13 protein-coding genes, 2 tRNA genes and 1 rRNA gene are annotated in these 14,632 nt (G+C 51.6%); 7 read left to right on the forward strand and 9 right to left on the reverse strand.

Translation table 11 applies throughout. The annotated features are described in order from the left end of the window. Positions 1-36: 36 nt before the first annotated feature. From F3J28_RS12815 to F3J28_RS12825, 3 genes are read left to right on the forward strand one after another with little or no spacing between them, the layout of a single operon-like run. Complete coding sequence (locus F3J28_RS12815; protein WP_166876449.1) at positions 37-2,553, forward strand: CS1-pili formation C-terminal domain-containing protein; 2,517 nt, start codon at positions 37-39, stop codon at positions 2,551-2,553. Positions 2,554-2,567: 14 nt separating this feature from the next. Beyond that, complete coding sequence (locus F3J28_RS12820; RefSeq protein WP_166876452.1) at positions 2,568-4,157, forward strand: fimbrial adhesin EcpD family protein; 1,590 nt, start codon at positions 2,568-2,570, stop codon at positions 4,155-4,157. Between the two features lie 8 nt (positions 4,158-4,165). Then, positions 4,166-4,840, forward strand: coding sequence for a fimbrial protein (locus tag F3J28_RS12825; protein ID WP_166876455.1), 675 nt, complete (start codon positions 4,166-4,168; stop codon positions 4,838-4,840). A gap of 103 nt (positions 4,841-4,943) precedes the next feature. On the opposite strand, the gene F3J28_RS12830 is transcribed toward F3J28_RS12825, so the two are convergent. Continuing rightward, a tRNA-Asp gene (locus F3J28_RS12830) sits at positions 4,944-5,020 on the reverse strand. A 134-nt stretch (positions 5,021-5,154) separates the two neighbouring features. Next, the gene (gene dnaQ, locus F3J28_RS12835; RefSeq protein WP_166876458.1) at positions 5,155-5,886 is read right to left on the reverse strand and encodes a DNA polymerase III subunit epsilon; all 732 of its coding nucleotides are present in this window, start codon (positions 5,884-5,886) and stop codon (positions 5,155-5,157) included. 66 nt (positions 5,887-5,952) lie between these two features. Between dnaQ and rnhA the strand changes: the two genes are divergently transcribed. Further along, positions 5,953-6,429: a ribonuclease HI gene (gene rnhA / locus F3J28_RS12840; RefSeq protein WP_061278896.1), complete on the forward strand. Its 477-nt coding sequence runs from the start codon at positions 5,953-5,955 to the stop codon at positions 6,427-6,429. Here rnhA and F3J28_RS12845 read toward each other — a convergent pair. Then, complete coding sequence (locus tag F3J28_RS12845; RefSeq protein ID WP_166876461.1) at positions 6,383-7,147, reverse strand: class I SAM-dependent methyltransferase; 765 nt, start codon at positions 7,145-7,147, stop codon at positions 6,383-6,385. The genes rnhA and F3J28_RS12845 overlap by 47 nt on opposite strands. Positions 7,148-7,182: 35 nt before the next feature. Here F3J28_RS12845 and gloB point away from each other — a divergent pair, with 35 nt between their 5' ends. Beyond that, positions 7,183-7,938, forward strand: a complete 756-nt coding sequence (gene gloB, locus F3J28_RS12850) for a hydroxyacylglutathione hydrolase (RefSeq protein ID WP_166876464.1) — start codon at positions 7,183-7,185, stop codon at positions 7,936-7,938. Positions 7,939-8,008: 70 nt separating this feature from the next. Beyond that, positions 8,009-9,379, forward strand: coding sequence for a murein transglycosylase D (gene mltD, locus F3J28_RS12855; protein ID WP_166876467.1), 1,371 nt, complete (start codon positions 8,009-8,011; stop codon positions 9,377-9,379). Positions 9,380-9,426: 47 nt separating this feature from the next. Here mltD and F3J28_RS12860 read toward each other — a convergent pair whose 3' ends face one another. The 3 genes from F3J28_RS12860 to F3J28_RS12870 form a co-directional block, all read right to left on the reverse strand. Further along, entirely contained in the window at positions 9,427-10,194 is a 768-nt protein-coding gene (locus tag F3J28_RS12860; protein WP_166876470.1) for a class I SAM-dependent methyltransferase, read from the reverse strand. A 71-nt stretch (positions 10,195-10,265) separates the two neighbouring features. Beyond that, positions 10,266-11,069, reverse strand: coding sequence for an endonuclease/exonuclease/phosphatase family protein (locus tag F3J28_RS12865; protein ID WP_166876473.1), 804 nt, complete (start codon positions 11,067-11,069; stop codon positions 10,266-10,268). Positions 11,070-11,215: 146 nt separating this feature from the next. Then, positions 11,216-12,391, reverse strand: coding sequence for an MFS transporter (locus F3J28_RS12870; RefSeq protein ID WP_166876476.1), 1,176 nt, complete (start codon positions 12,389-12,391; stop codon positions 11,216-11,218). A 104-nt stretch (positions 12,392-12,495) separates the two neighbouring features. On the opposite strand from F3J28_RS12870, the gene yafC reads away from it, so the two are divergent. After that, complete coding sequence (gene yafC / locus F3J28_RS12875; RefSeq protein WP_166876478.1) at positions 12,496-13,398, forward strand: DNA-binding transcriptional regulator YafC; 903 nt, start codon at positions 12,496-12,498, stop codon at positions 13,396-13,398. Positions 13,399-13,404: 6 nt separating this feature from the next. On the opposite strand, the gene dkgB is transcribed toward yafC, so the two are convergent. The 3 genes from dkgB to rrf form a co-directional block, all read right to left on the reverse strand. After that, positions 13,405-14,211 (reverse strand): 2,5-didehydrogluconate reductase DkgB, encoded by an 807-nt coding sequence (dkgB, locus tag F3J28_RS12880; protein ID WP_166876481.1) that lies wholly within the window; start codon positions 14,209-14,211, stop codon positions 13,405-13,407. 175 nt (positions 14,212-14,386) lie between these two features. Continuing rightward, positions 14,387-14,463: transfer RNA gene (locus F3J28_RS12885), tRNA-Asp, on the reverse strand. 55 nt (positions 14,464-14,518) lie between these two features. Beyond that, positions 14,519-14,632 (reverse strand): 5S ribosomal RNA (rrf, locus tag F3J28_RS12890); the annotation flags it as partial.

Genomic DNA, 14,632 nt, shown 5'->3' on the forward strand with positions numbered 1-14,632 from the left:
CTCAGAGTAAAAGCAAAAGTTTTTATTGGGGTAAGGATGTTCAGACAATATTTTTTCATCACTAAAATTTTGACGCTGATATTTTGCACTATTTTCTCTTCGACCATAGTTGCACAAAGCTTGCAGGACGTTCGCCTGGGTAATTATATTATTCCAGGAATTTTTGGTCAGGCGCTGATTGAGGGTATGAGCATCCCTGTTTTTTTAAGCTATAAAGGTGGCAAAGAGGAAGACAAACAAAAAGTGGCAGACGCTCTGGTGGTTCTGGATAAAGACCGCCTGATGATCAAAGAAATTACGCTGGCTGAAAACAGCGGTGGGGCAACGCTGTCCGCTGAAACCGAGGCGTTAATCAACGAACTAAAAGATCGCTTCTTTGATCAAAACAGCGACATTGTCCTTTCGTCAGAGGCAGACCTAAAACTGAATATTCGCTCTTTTATTCTCACCCTGAGCGTCAGCCAGAGGAGCCTAAGCGCAGCGGTAATCCCTCGACAGGATGTGCTCGCGGCGTCATCAGTGCAGAATTCCAGCTCGGTTTTGAACTATGATCTCGGGCTCTATCGCACCCAGGTCAGGCAGGGCCGAAACGATACCAACAGCTATCTTAACGTAGACAATACGTTCGCTATCGCTGAGCATCATTTCAACGTGAACGGCGCACTGTATGGGATCGGTGACTCACAGCAAAACGCCCAACTCTACCGCGCCATGTATGAAAAGGATCGGGATGGCCACCGGCTCGCTTTCGGACTGGTGGACACCTGGAACCTGCAGTCCATCGGCAGTCTTTCTGCGATCAACAGCAGTAAGCTATACGGTTTGACTTATGGGAACAAAACCGCAACCAGAACGAATAATACCAGCTATTCCCTGACGCCAATTACCGTGTTTTTACCCAGCGCCGGTGAAGTCCATATATATCGCCAGGGGCGCCTGCTTAATATTCAAAACTTCCCCATGGGCAGTTTTGAAGTTGATACCAGCCCGCTGCCTTATGGTATCTATGATGTTGATATCGAAACTGTCATTGATGGCAAGGTGAACGGCAAAATGCGTCAGACGATAAACAAACCCTTCCGCAACGATAGCAGCGAAGCTAATGCACCAGGCTGGCAGGTGTATGGCGGGTATATGGATTATAAAAATCGCAGAAACTCTGCTGTAGATGAGGACAAGCAAACTTATCTGGCCGGAATATCCGCCGCGGTCTCATTTCCGGATCTGGCCAGATTTTCCGATGCGCCTTCTTTGCTGGGCCTGACGGTACAGACCAGCAGTTATGCCTTTGACCAGAATCTGGTCAATGAGACCTCTATTAACGCCAGCATCAGTCCTTACGGTACGCTGGGCTGGCAGGGTCTCATTTCCCAGGGAGGCCGCCATCGTAATATTTTTAGCGCCAGCCTCATGCTGCCGGAAGGATATGGATCGCTGTGGGCGAACAGAGAGAAAAGTCATATTGGGGAAGGATTGCCGGTGTACGAATCAGACAGCTATTCCTGGGGGGGCAGCTTTAGCCTGGATCGCATGTTCGATCGCGGGGGGCAGATCACGCTCAGCCGCACGGTGGATAAGAGAGATCGAAGCACCTCAAATAACTTTGAGTATTCAACATCCCTGGTATCCGGTCGCCATGGTTCAATAGGCTTACGAGCCGGTGTGCAGCGTTATCAGTATGACTACCAGTCAAATAGCATGAACCAGCGCTATATTTCACTGGATTTCTCTTTGCCGCTTGCAACGTGGCTGAGCGCGGGTGTGTCGTCTAACAACGGTAACATGCAGGCTAACCTGGCGGCCACTAAGAGCTTTGATGACTCGGCAATCACTTCTGCTGGCTTCAGTATTTCGAAGCAGGTGAAAGAAAAGAACAAAGGCGATAGTCATTATTCAGCCTCGGGCTATTCAACGTTTGATACGAAATACAGTGCGGGCACCGTGTCCCTTTCACGTCCTGATGATAAACGCCTTAACGGCAACCTGACGGCAAGAGGGTCTGTGGCCTACAGCGATAATAAAATTGCGGCCAGCGGCCTGCAGGAAAAATCTGGCCTGATGATTAAAACGGATATTGAGGATGATGCCATGCTGTCTGCCCAGGTGAATGGCCGAAGCTACAAGCTGAGCGGGAAGAATAACTTCATCCCCCTCCCCTCTTATGCCAGCTATAAGGTTGAACTCTTGAACGATAAAAATTCAGCAGACAGCTTTGATATTGTGAAAGGACGCACAAGTAGCGTGACGCTGTATCCAGGGAATGTTGCGGTTCATACGCCAGAAATTAAACAGTTGGTTACCGTCTTTGGCAGGATGACCACAGAGAATGGGAAAGCGATCGCGAACGCACAAATCCGTAACCATATTGGTAAAACCACCACCGATGAAAATGGTGATTTTTCGATGGATGTGGATAAACGGTACCCCGTTGTTTCTTTAACGACTGCCGATAATAGCGTGTGTGAGGTCGATTTAGACTTGCGCAAAGCGCGAGGCGTAATGTGGGTCGGTGACAGGGTGTGCGAGACACAAACTATCCTGGCACAACGATAAGGAAAAAATCAGAGATGAAAAAACGTTCTCTTATTGGTCTGGGCTTTGGGCTTTTATTGGCCACAACTTTTACCCATGCGGCCAACGTAAATAACCAGTATTTCTTTATCGAGAACCAGGTGGATGGCGAGTATTTCATCACCCCCGGCAAAACGGATCCTCGCTTTAGCGGTGCGAATGTCTTTACCCGATATGCGGCTAACGATCAGCTCAGTCTGGGGTATATGGGCTCCAGCGGGTCGCTGGCCAGGAACAGCTACGCCGATATCTGGCTTGAAGATTCGCCGATTAGCAGGCCTTTTATCGGCAACCGCTGCATGCGCAATGCCCGAGACTGCCCTTCAGATGGCTATCTGCCGGGGTATATAGGAAAACAGGGGGTTTATCATATTTCAATGACAACCACCTCCGGAGAAGCGGGGACGCCACGCGGGATATTCTCAGACTCGGCCTATGAGTATTTTCGTAATCTAGGCGTCGGCAGCGTCGAGAAGTACCGATATTATTACTGCTACACCAATAACAATTACAACCCCGCTGCCGGGCAGACCTGCGCCACAGTGGGCGGCAGGGTCGGTAATCATGAATTTACCATGTCGAAAGTTGGGCATATGAGCCTGGAGTCAACCAACGCCTTACAGGAAATTTTCATCGACAGCGCGGGTAACCCAATCATTGGATTAGGTTCCGAGTTCTGTCGCGTGGGCTATGTTGGTTCGCAAAATGGCGCCATCTGCCAGATGGTGAAGTATAAAATGAAGGGCAGCGTGCTGTCGCCTATGCGCATGAGCATGAAGGTGAATACGGCGAAAATGGGCTTCACTCCGGGCAGCAGCACGATTCGGCTTAGCCCTAATGGCTCCAGCGGCTGGGTAAATTACTCCTCAACCACCCGAGCCTCTGACCTGATAACATCTAATAACGGCGGGATATATGTATTCTTTTCCCAGCAGTTCCTGAAAGAGCTGATCGCCCGTAATGTGGATCTGAGGAACAGTCAGGAATTCTTCACTTTCCTGTTTACCAACACCGCCGTGCCTCAGTCAGGCTATTATGAATTTTCGCCTTCGAATACGATTATACTTCGCCCGCGCGACTATGGGATTAGTATCGTTTCGAAGGATCTTACGCAGAACCAGAAACGAGAAGGCAAAGTGGGCGATAAAGAGCCGCCGTTGCTTTTCGAATACGTTGTTACCACCAGCGGCCCACGTCAGGCAGACGCCATCACAGCCCAGGTTTTCGGCCCGGTCGTGCGCAGAAACGGTCAGCCATACTGTCTGTTCTCTTCCTCAGACGGTAAAATAGGCGTCCCGTTTTCTGCCTATCTCTCTTACCGAAACAACAGAGGCCAAGAGGTCAGTTCGCGGGCCAGCTGCGACAACCAGCCTATTAGCTTAAACGCCGCTCGCTGGGAGCAGGCAGCCTGGCCATCGCCTTATCAAAATGACGGTCGTTTTTATCGCACCAACCTGTCGCTCATCTTCCCAATGAATGAGGCGAACTCACAGTACTCAATGGATGGACAGGATTGGATGGGAGTGGTGAGCGCAACCGGCGAGGTTCGAGTGAGCGCTACCTGGAGTGGCCCAGATATTCAGTAAGGAAAAGAATGAAAAACATTTTACTTCTGCTGGCGTTGCTGCTGTCGCCATCGGCAAAAGCGATTTATCTCTCTTCGGGAGTGTTTACCCTTGAATCGGATAAGTCACAGTTTTCAAGACAGTTTTTAAACAATACTGACAGTACCAATTTATATACTATCGCCGCCTTCCGTATTGACCGGCCGGGGATCGATGAACGTCAGCAACCTTTGCAAAATGGGGAAATACTCTACACGCCGCTAAAAAAAGTTCTGGAACCCGGCGCATGGGAATTCTTCAAGATTTTTTACAAGGGGCCGGAGGACGACCGTGAACGTTACTACCGTATTATCATCAAGGAAACACCGACCAACGCAACGCCCATTCCTGCGCCCTCGAAGTCACCGCTGGTGTCCCCCGTGGTCGCGCTGGACACAGTTTTGGTTGTTCGCCCGCGCAAAATGAATTTTTCCTATGACTACAATCCCAATATGGGGGTTTTAACCAATACTGGGAATACCTATTTTCGGGTGATTCTGCATAAAACCTGTGAAGAAAATGACGATACCGCAAAAATCTTTCAGCTTCTGCCGGGAGAGCGCTATCGTGGCGAGGAAATGAAGGGGCAACACAGTAAGTTTATTGTCGCTTTTGACAAATACATCCGGGTAGGAAATCAATGCGCAGCCGGGCCGGAGAATTAACATTTTCGGGCGGCGTTAATGAAAGGCAATGTGCATCAAATAATTTTAAAAAGAATAAAACAACGAAGGCCTGAGTCATTGCTGACTCAGGCCTTCTGAATTGTGGCGGAACGGACGGGACTCGAACCCGCGACCCCCTGCGTGACAGGCAGGTATTCTAACCGACTGAACTACCGCTCCGCGTTTTGTTCCCCGTCGGGAACGAAGCGGATATTACGGATTGCCCCGATAACCGTCAACGCTTTTTATCATAAAATTAACCGTTTGCCGCAAAAATCACCTGAGTGGTGATTTTTAACTCATTTTGGCTATTTTTAGCTGCGCCAGAGGCAGCTGCCGCCTTTCTTCTGCACCAAATCAAGACGCGATTCATGGGCCACCAGCTCTTCGTCACTGGCGTGGATAACCCGCATGCCTGATGCACGACGCACCACGCGCTGAATACCGCCGCTGCCCTGCTGCTGTTGCACATCACCTTCCATAGAAAATTTGAGTGACGTTTGCCCGCCGGTCATCATCAGATAAACGTCGGCCAGGATTTGGGCATCGAGCAATGCGCCGTGCAGCGTACGTTTGCTGTTGTCTATTTCATAGCGAGAGCAGAGCGCATCGAGGCTGTTCCGCTTGCCCGGGAACATCTTACGGGCCATTGCCAGGCTGTCGGTTACCTTACAGAAGGTATCCGTTTTAGGAAGGTCGCGCCGCAGCTTGCTGAACTCGTAGTCCATAAAGCCGATATCAAACGAGGCGTTATGAATGACCAGCTCGGCGCCGCGAATATAGTCGAGGAACGAGTCTGCAACCTGATCGAAGGTCGGCTTATCCGCCAGGAACTCGTCCGCAATACCGTGAACGCCAAAGGCTTCCGGATCCACCAGCCGGTCGGGCTTGAGGTAGACGTGGAAGTTGTTGCCCGTCAGGCGGCGGTTGATCACTTCAACCGCACCGATCTCGATAATGCGATGCCCTTCGTAATGAGCACCGATCTGGTTCATACCGGTGGTTTCGGTATCGAGGACTATTTGTCTGGTGGGGGTAGAAATCATATAGCTGTGCTCATCGCGCTCGTTTGTGTCAGACTTGACGTTTTCATCACAGGAAGTCTACCAGAGATGCGTAAACAGGTAGAAGTTTTCACCGATGGCTCCTGCCTGGGGAATCCAGGACCGGGCGGCTTCGGGGCAATTTTGCGGTACAAGCAGCACGAGAAAATCTTCAGCGAAGGGTTTCGTCTCACCACCAATAACCGCATGGAGATGATGGCCGCTATCGTCGCGCTTGAGGCGCTGATCGAACCCTGCGATGTGGTACTCAGCACCGACAGCCAGTACGTCCGCCAGGGCATTACCCAGTGGATCCACAACTGGAAAAAACGCGGCTGGAAGACGGCAGATAAAAAGCCGGTGAAAAACGTCGATTTATGGAAGCGACTGGATGCCGCCCTCAGCCACCACGAGATTAAGTGGGAATGGGTCAAAGGGCATGCCGGCCACCCGGAAAACGAGCGCTGCGACGAACTGGCGCGCAACGCTGCCTCCCGCCCTACTCATGAGGATGTGGGTTATCAGCCGGACGCGGCGGCACCTTAGCAACGGCTTCGCGGTACTGCCGCGTGGCCCCTACCGCCGAGCGAATCTGATTTTTCGCTTTGCGGCTTTTCATTGGGTTCAGCGTCAGCGGCAGCGTACGTTTACGCGCCACGATAACGTGCATACAGCCCAGCGCCGGCAGATGAGTACTCAGCAAACGCCCCCCTTGCTTATGCCAGGGCAGGACCTGAAAACTGCGCCGGTACATCACCTCAAAATTCAGTAATGACAGCCAGTCTTGTTGCCTCATTGGGGTAAACATTCGGCTATTATAAGGCACACGCTTACGCAGGAACGGGACCATTTTCCCCAGCCCCAGCAAGCTAATGGGATTAAAACTGCTGAGCACGATCCAGCCATCGTCGATCAGGACACGATCCACTTCCCGCAGCAGGCGGTGGGGATCCGGGCACCAGGGCAAGGTGTGGGCCAACAGGCAAGCATCCACCGACTTCGCCGCAAAAGGCAAGTGCAGAGGATCGGCATTAACCTGTAGGTGTTCACCCTGCAGGGCCACATTAACCTGATGCGAAATCGCACAAGCTTCGGTGTTCACTTCCGCACTCAGGTTGCCGATTTTCAATAAGTGAAAGCCGAACATTTTCGCCAGCCACGGGCGGAGCTGCTCTTCGAGCGCATCCCGATAGTGTTCTCCCCACCGCAGCTGCTCCCAATGATGGGGGGAAGTGATAATCTCAGGTATCCTTGCCGGTTTCATCACTACCTTCTTAATGGCCATAGAGAGGTTGAACTATGAATCTTAACAGTATTCGTGCCTTCCAGGATAACTACATCTGGGTGCTTAATAACGAGCAGGGAAAATGTGCGATCGTTGACCCTGGCGACGCCGCACCGGTCTTGAGGGCAATAGAGGAAAACGGCTGGCAGCCAGAGGCCATTCTGCTGACCCATCATCATGCCGATCATGTGGGTGGCGTTCAGCAATTAAAGGACAAGTTTCCGAAGATTAAGGTCTACGGCCCGGAGGAAACCCGGCAGAAAGGCGTCACTCAGATCGTTGGCGAAGGGGATAAGTTTAGTCTGCTTGGACGTGAATTTCGCGTGATAGCAACACCTGGTCACACTTTAGGACATATCTCCTTTTTTAGTTTTCCTTATCTATTTTGCGGCGACACAATGTTTTCAGGCGGCTGCGGAAGGCTTTTTGAAGGCACTGCAGATCAGATGTTTAATTCATTTCAAAAGCTTAATGAACTCCCCGCCGATACACTGATTTGTTGCGCACATGAGTATACGGAATCGAATATAAAGTTTGCCTTAAGTATTCTGCCCCATGATGAGCATTTAACGGGATACTATCGAAAAGTTAAGGAGTTACGTGCAAAAAACTATTCAACTTTGCCGTCTTCCCTGCAAACCGAACGTGAAATAAATATTTTTTTACGCACTGAAGACACTGTTTTAAAAGAAGAAATAAAAAAAGAAACAAACTTGCAACAACCCCATGAGATATTCGCCTGGTTAAGGACAAAGAAGGACAGCTTCTGAATATTCTGGTTGTGTTGTCGAAAAGGCGACGGTATCATCGCTCGTCTTTTAAGCAACCATTGACACACACATGAAGGCAAAAGCGATACTACTCGCCTCTGTCTTGCTTGTCGGGTGCCAGGCGTCAAAGCATGATGCCAACATTCAACAGCACGCACAGAGTCTGTCTGCAGCTGGTCAAGGTGAAGCAGGAAAGTACACGGGTCGAGCGACCTCCGCGCGATGGATGGATGATGGAACCTTCCTCGCGCAAGATCAAAACCTGTGGAACTTCATCGGCAACGAGCTAAAGATGGGGATACCGGAAAACATCCGTATCCGCGAACAGAAACAGAAGTACCTGAGTAATAAGAGCTATCTCCACGATGTAACATTACGGGCAGAGCCGTATATGTACTGGATTGCCGGGCAAGTTAAGAAACGCAACATGCCAATGGAACTAGTACTACTACCCATAGTGGAGAGCGCTTTTGACCCCCACGCGACGTCTGGTGCAAATGCCGCAGGCATTTGGCAGATTATCCCAAGTACGGGGCGCAATTACGGTCTGAAGCAGACCAAAGCGTACGATGCACGCCGTGATGTAGTGGCTTCCACCACTGCCGCACTGGATATGATGCAGCGTTTGAACAAGATGTTTGACGGCGACTGGTTGTTGACCGTGGCGGCGTACAACAGCGGTGAAGGCCGCGTGCTGAATGCTATTAAAGCGAACAAATCGCGGGGTAAACCTACCGATTTCTGGTCGCTGGCTTTGCCACGTGAAACAAAGATCTACGTACCGAAAATGCTGGCGTTGAGTGACATACTCAAAAACAGTCAGAAGTACGGCGTACGTCTGCCAACAACGGATGAAAGCCGCGCGCTGGCGCGTGTTGAAGTAAGCAGTCCGGTTGAGTTAACGCAGGTCGCCGAAATGGCAGGCATGTCGCTCACCAACCTGAAGACCTTCAACGCCGGCGTGAAAAGCACCACCGTTGGGAAAAATCAGCGCTATGTGATGGTGCCGAAAAAGCATGCCGAGCAACTGAAAGCCTCTCTGGCTTCTGGGGAAATCGATGCTTTACAGCCAACGCTGGTGGCGGATAACCGCCTCAACGCGGGCGGCAACAAATCCTATAAAGTGCGTTCAGGGGATACTCTGTCCAGCATTGCTTCACGCCTCGGTGTGAATACTAAGGATTTGCAGAGCTGGAATAACCTGCGCGGTTCGCACCTCAAAGTTGGGCAGACGCTCAGTGTGAAAGGTGGCGCCACGCAGCTGGCCGATAACAGCAGCATCACTTATCAGGTGCGCAAAGGCGACTCGTTGTCGAGTATTGCTAAACGTCACGGCGTGAACATCAAAGATGTGATGCGCTGGAACAGCGGTACCGATGACCTGAGACCGGGTGACCGTTTGACGCTTTTTGTCAGCGGCAACAACTCTCCGGATACCTGATAGCCAGAACAAAAAAGGCACCTTATGGTGCCTTTTCTTTTTTTACGTCACGCCTTTCGCGCTTCCAGCATGATGATGTCGCTGGTGAACGAACCGTCCCGCTGCAATTCAAAGTATTGTTTCACCTCGTCCGAGGCGCTTTTTTGATAGGCGCGGATTGCGTCCGATAACACTATCGGCGTGCGCATTCTGGCGATCCAGCTGGTAAATTCCAGATTCAACCTGTCACACAGCACGCTGTGCGTGACCAGGCCCGCATCATTGAACAGGCTAAGCCACTCTCCGCTGGAATAATTACGCACATGCGAGGTATCTCGCAGCGCTTCGACCGTTTGCAGCCAGATATCCTTGACCGGATGGCCTGGCGAGGTCACATCCATAAAGATGGCAATACCACCGGGCTTAAGCACGCGCTTTACTTCGCGCAGCGCCTGACCAACATCGTGCCAGTGATGCGCTGAGTAGCGACTGATCACCACGTCAAAAGTACCGTCGTCAAACGGCAATGATTCCGCGTATCCCTGACGCGTCGCGATATTCGCTATTCCGCGCGTTGTTGCCGCATCAGCAACGACCGCCAGCATCTGCTCGGACAGATCATAAGCCACCACCGATTTCACTTTAGCCGCGGCAATAAAGCTGGCGTGTCCTGCCCCGCATCCCATGTCCAGGAGCGTGGCATGAGGGAAGTCATTCAGCCTTGCGCTAAGCCGCTCCAGATCGCGCCCGGAAGCATGAACCGTACTGGTCAAATAGGCGCTGGCCTGAGATCCAAACTGCTGGCCAACTTTGTCGTGATGGGATTGCGTTGTCATCGTTATGTCCTTGCGGTTAAGTGAGAAAAAGGGCAGCGCACAGGTCTGCCCAACGGCAGACCTGACGAACCTTATTTCAGCTCAGGCTTGCCGGGACGGAATTCAACTAGTAGCGGATTATGGTCTGATGCACGAGTCACCAGCACCGAAGCTTCGGTGACGTTCAGGCCACGATAGAACACAAAATCAAGAGGGCGACCAAACGCCCGGCGGCGGTGATCGTCGGTAAAGCGGACTTCACGGAGCGTCATCTCGCGGGCAAAGCGGAAGAGCGCATTCTTACGCGGACGGCTCCAGGCATTGAAATCGCCGGCCATGATCACCGGCCCGTTGTGATGCCCTATCTGGTCTCCAATAGGCCCCAACTGCTTGCTGTAGACATCGACACCGAGGCTAAAATTGACGGCGTGGATATTAATCACCATCAACATTCGTCCGTCTGGCAGCGGATAAACCGTGACCAACGCTGATTTAGACAAGCGCAGGATCGGCTCGCGTTCACGCAGCGGGCAGCAATAAACCGGATGAGCAGCAGACAGTGTCATCACGCCAGAAGGATGCTGGGGTAAAACAAAGGCAGGAACCTGATCGGCAGCCAGATAGTTGGTGGTCGCAAACCTGACCAGCTCAGGCGTCGTCTGCGCTTCCTGGAGCAACATCAGATGTGCGTCTTTGCCGAAGGTTTGCAGCACCGAAAGCCAGTCGGCTCGCTGCTGCTTAAAGATATTCCACACCAGAACGCGAATTGTGTCCTGACCGGGTAAAGGTTCACCGGGGGGTAATGCCTGGCCGATAGTCGCGAACGAGCCAGGAGGCAGAATGCGCTCTGCTGGCTGTCCGGCTACATATCGCATGGCATAGGTATTCTTGTGCACGTTTGGCTAACGACCTCAGTAACTCAACTTGCCTGCAGCTCGCAGGCTATCTTTCAGTTATAGGGACTTTAGCGCAGACTTTCAACGACCATTACAAACCATTGCCTTTCCGGAACGTAAACAATCACGCTCCGGAAAGATAAAACTTAACCGATAGCAACCCGTGATTGCTTATCGAGTCGGCCACTTAAGCCTATTAACAGCAGCGCCAGAACAACGATCACGGCGCCAATCCAGGGCGTTTGCGCCAGGCCGAAGTTCTGTACAGTCTGACCGCCAATAATGGAGCCCAGGGCAATCCCTACGTTAAAGGCCGCGATGTTGAGCCCAGAGGCAACATCTACCGCGTTGGGCGTGTATTGCTCAGCTTTTTGGACAACATAAACCTGTAATCCCGGTACATTACCGAAAGCAAACACGCCCATCACCAGAATCGTCAGTAAAGCAGCGACATGTGAATGCGCTGTGAACTGGAAGACCAGAAGTAACGCAGCCAGAGCAGCAAAGATAAACTTCAGAGCCGGCACCGCACCGTGACGATCCGCCAGTTTCCCACCCCAGATATTACCTATAGCCACCGATACGCCATAACCGAGCAGGATCCAGCTAACCGCAGAAGGTGAGAAGCCGGCCAGATCCTGCATCATTGGAGCAAGGAAGGTGAAGGCGGTGAACACGCCACCATAGCCCAGAGCGGTAACCAGATAGATCAGCACCAGACGCGGATGCGTTAGTACCTGTAATTGCTCTTTTATTCCCGCCATCGCACGGTTAGGAATATCTTTCGGGATAAGGATCATGCTGCTGATTAACGCGATCACGCCAATAGCCGATACCGCGAGGAAGGTTTCACGCCAGCCGAAATGCTGCCCGATGAAAGTGCCTAATGGCACGCCGGTCACCAGCGCTACCGTCAGGCCACCAAACATAATGGCAATGGCCGAAGCTGCTTTCTCTTTAGGCACAAGGCTTGTCGCAATCGTCGAGCCAATAGAGAAAAACACGCCGTGCGCCAGGCCAGTTAGTAGACGTGCCACAACCAGGGTCTCGTAATTAGGCGACAGCCAGGCAATAACGTTACCCACTGTAAAGAGAGCCATAAGCCCGATCAGCAGCTGTTTACGCGGCAATTTACCCGTTAAAGCGGTCAGGACAGGCGCGCCAATGGCTACGCCCAGGGCATAGATAGAAACCAGCAATCCTGCCGACGGCACGGAGATCGCGAGTTGTTCAGCGATGGTCGGCACAAGTCCGACAATCACAAATTCGGTAGTACCGATTGCGAAAGCACTGATTGTCAGTGCCAGAAGCGCCAGAGGCATAATTTACTCCATAACAGGTGTCTTTTGATGACACGCAGTATGGCGGGATGCTTAAATAACAAAAATATGTAAAATCTCAATAGAATTTTGCTTGTGGAGCAACAATGAAGGCTACATCGGAAGAACTTGCGATTTTCGTTGCCGTAGTAGAAAGCGGGAGTTTTAGCCGCGCAGCAGAACAGCTGGGACAGGCTAACTCTGCGGTAAGCAGAACGGTTAAAAAGCTGGAGATGAAGCTGGGAGTAAGCCTGCTCAACCGCACAACTCGACAGTTGAGCCTGACGGAGGAAGGTGAACGCTACTTCCGTAACGTGCAGCAGATTCTGCAGGCGATGGCCGCAGCCGAAAATGAAGTGATGGAAAGTAAGCAAACGCCGCGGGGATTATTGCGCATTGATGCCGCAACACCGGTAATGTTGCATTTACTGATGCCGCTGATAAAACCGTTCCGCGAACGCTACCCGGAAATGACGCTCTCGCTAGTCTCTTCAGAAACCTTCATTAACCTCATCGAACGCAAAGTCGATGTGGCTATTCGCGTGGGTAATTTAACCGACTCAAGCTTGCGCGCCCGGCCGCTCTTTAGCAGTTATCGCAAGATTATTGCTTCGCCTGAGTATCTGGCAGTACACGGTACGCCAGAGTCTGTCGCCGATCTGGTGAATCATGTCTGCCTGGGCTTTACCGAACCGTCATCTCTTAACCGCTGGCCTGTTTCACAAGCAGATGGGCAGCTTTTTGAGATCACGCCTGGGTTATCTTCGAATAGTGGCGAGACACTTAAGCAGCTCTGCCTGACGGGAAACGGCATTGCCTGCCTGTCGGATTTTATGATTGATAAAGAGATTGAGAGCGGAGAGTTCGTTGAGGTGCTGGCCGATAAACTTTTGCCGGTCAATATGCCTTTCAGTGCGGTGTACTATAGCGACCGGGCGGTCAGTACACGTATTCGTGCATTTATTGATTTTCTGAGTGACGCAGTAAAACGGCCCCATGCAGGGCCGTAATCAGTATTAGTTATCCCACTTTGGTGCCAGACCTTCCGGGCTCACCAGGCGGTCATTGCATTCCAGAGCAGCAATAGCCGCCATGTCTTCTGCATCCAGCTTCAGGTTCAGCGCCTGCAGGTTGCTTTCGAGATTCACACGTTTGGTAGATGAAGGAATGACTGCGTAACCCAGAGCCATCGCCCACGCCAGAATCACCTGAGCAGGGGTCGCCTGATGCTTCTGTGCAATGCGGCCAATCGTTTCGTCTGCCAGTGCCTTGCCATACGCCAGCGTCATGTAAGACGTGATGTGGATGTTATGCCGTTTTGCCCACTCAACAACGGTACGGTTTTGCAGGTATGGCGACAGTTCGATCTGGTTAGTCGCAATGTTTTCAGCGCCAATGGCGTCAATGGCCTGCTGCATCAGCTCAACTGTAAAGTTCGAAATCCCAATCTGCCGAGTCAGACCAGCTTCTTTCGCCAACAACAGCGCCTGCATAAATTCAGCAACCGGTACAGCATCGTTTGGCGATGGCCAGTGGATCAGGGTCAGATCGACATAGCCAGTCCGCAGTTTCGCCAGACTCTCTTTCAGGCTAGGGATCAGCTTATCTTTGCTAAGATTTTCGATCCAGATTTTGGTGGTGATAAACAGTTCATCACGCGGAATACCGCTTTCTTCCAGGGCCTGACCAACAGCCGCTTCATTATCATAGATTTGAGCAGTGTCTACTGCGCGATAGCCCAGTTCCAGCGCAGTTTTAACCGATGCGATGACGACGTCGTCTTTCAGGCGGAAAGTGCCCAGACCGAATGCAGGAATTGCCATTATTAACCTCATTATAGGGTGTGCGTTTGTATGAGGCAGAGTATGCAGGGGAGAACTTTGATGAAAAAGGCAGATAAATGCAGAAGATTTTTGCTAAATCAGCAACAATGCCGCCGTGTGTGATGAAATTTAAAAACAAAAAAGCCCTGAGTCTAAGACTCAGGGCTTAAATAAGTGGCGGAACGGACGGGACTCGAACCCGCGACCCCCTGCGTGACAGGCAGGTATTCTAACCGACTGAACTACCGCTCCACCGAATTTTTCTACAACCACCGGTTTGTTGCCCCGGTTTACTGCTTAATTTGATGCCTGGCAGTTCCCTACTCTCGCATGGGGAGACCCCACACTACCATCGGCGCTACGGCGTTTCACTTCTGAGTTCGGCATGGGGTCAGGTGGGACCACCGCGCTACGGCCGCCA

Source organism: Enterobacter sp. Ap-1006, assembly GCF_011752835.1.
Taxonomy (GTDB): domain Bacteria; phylum Pseudomonadota; class Gammaproteobacteria; order Enterobacterales; family Enterobacteriaceae; genus Cedecea.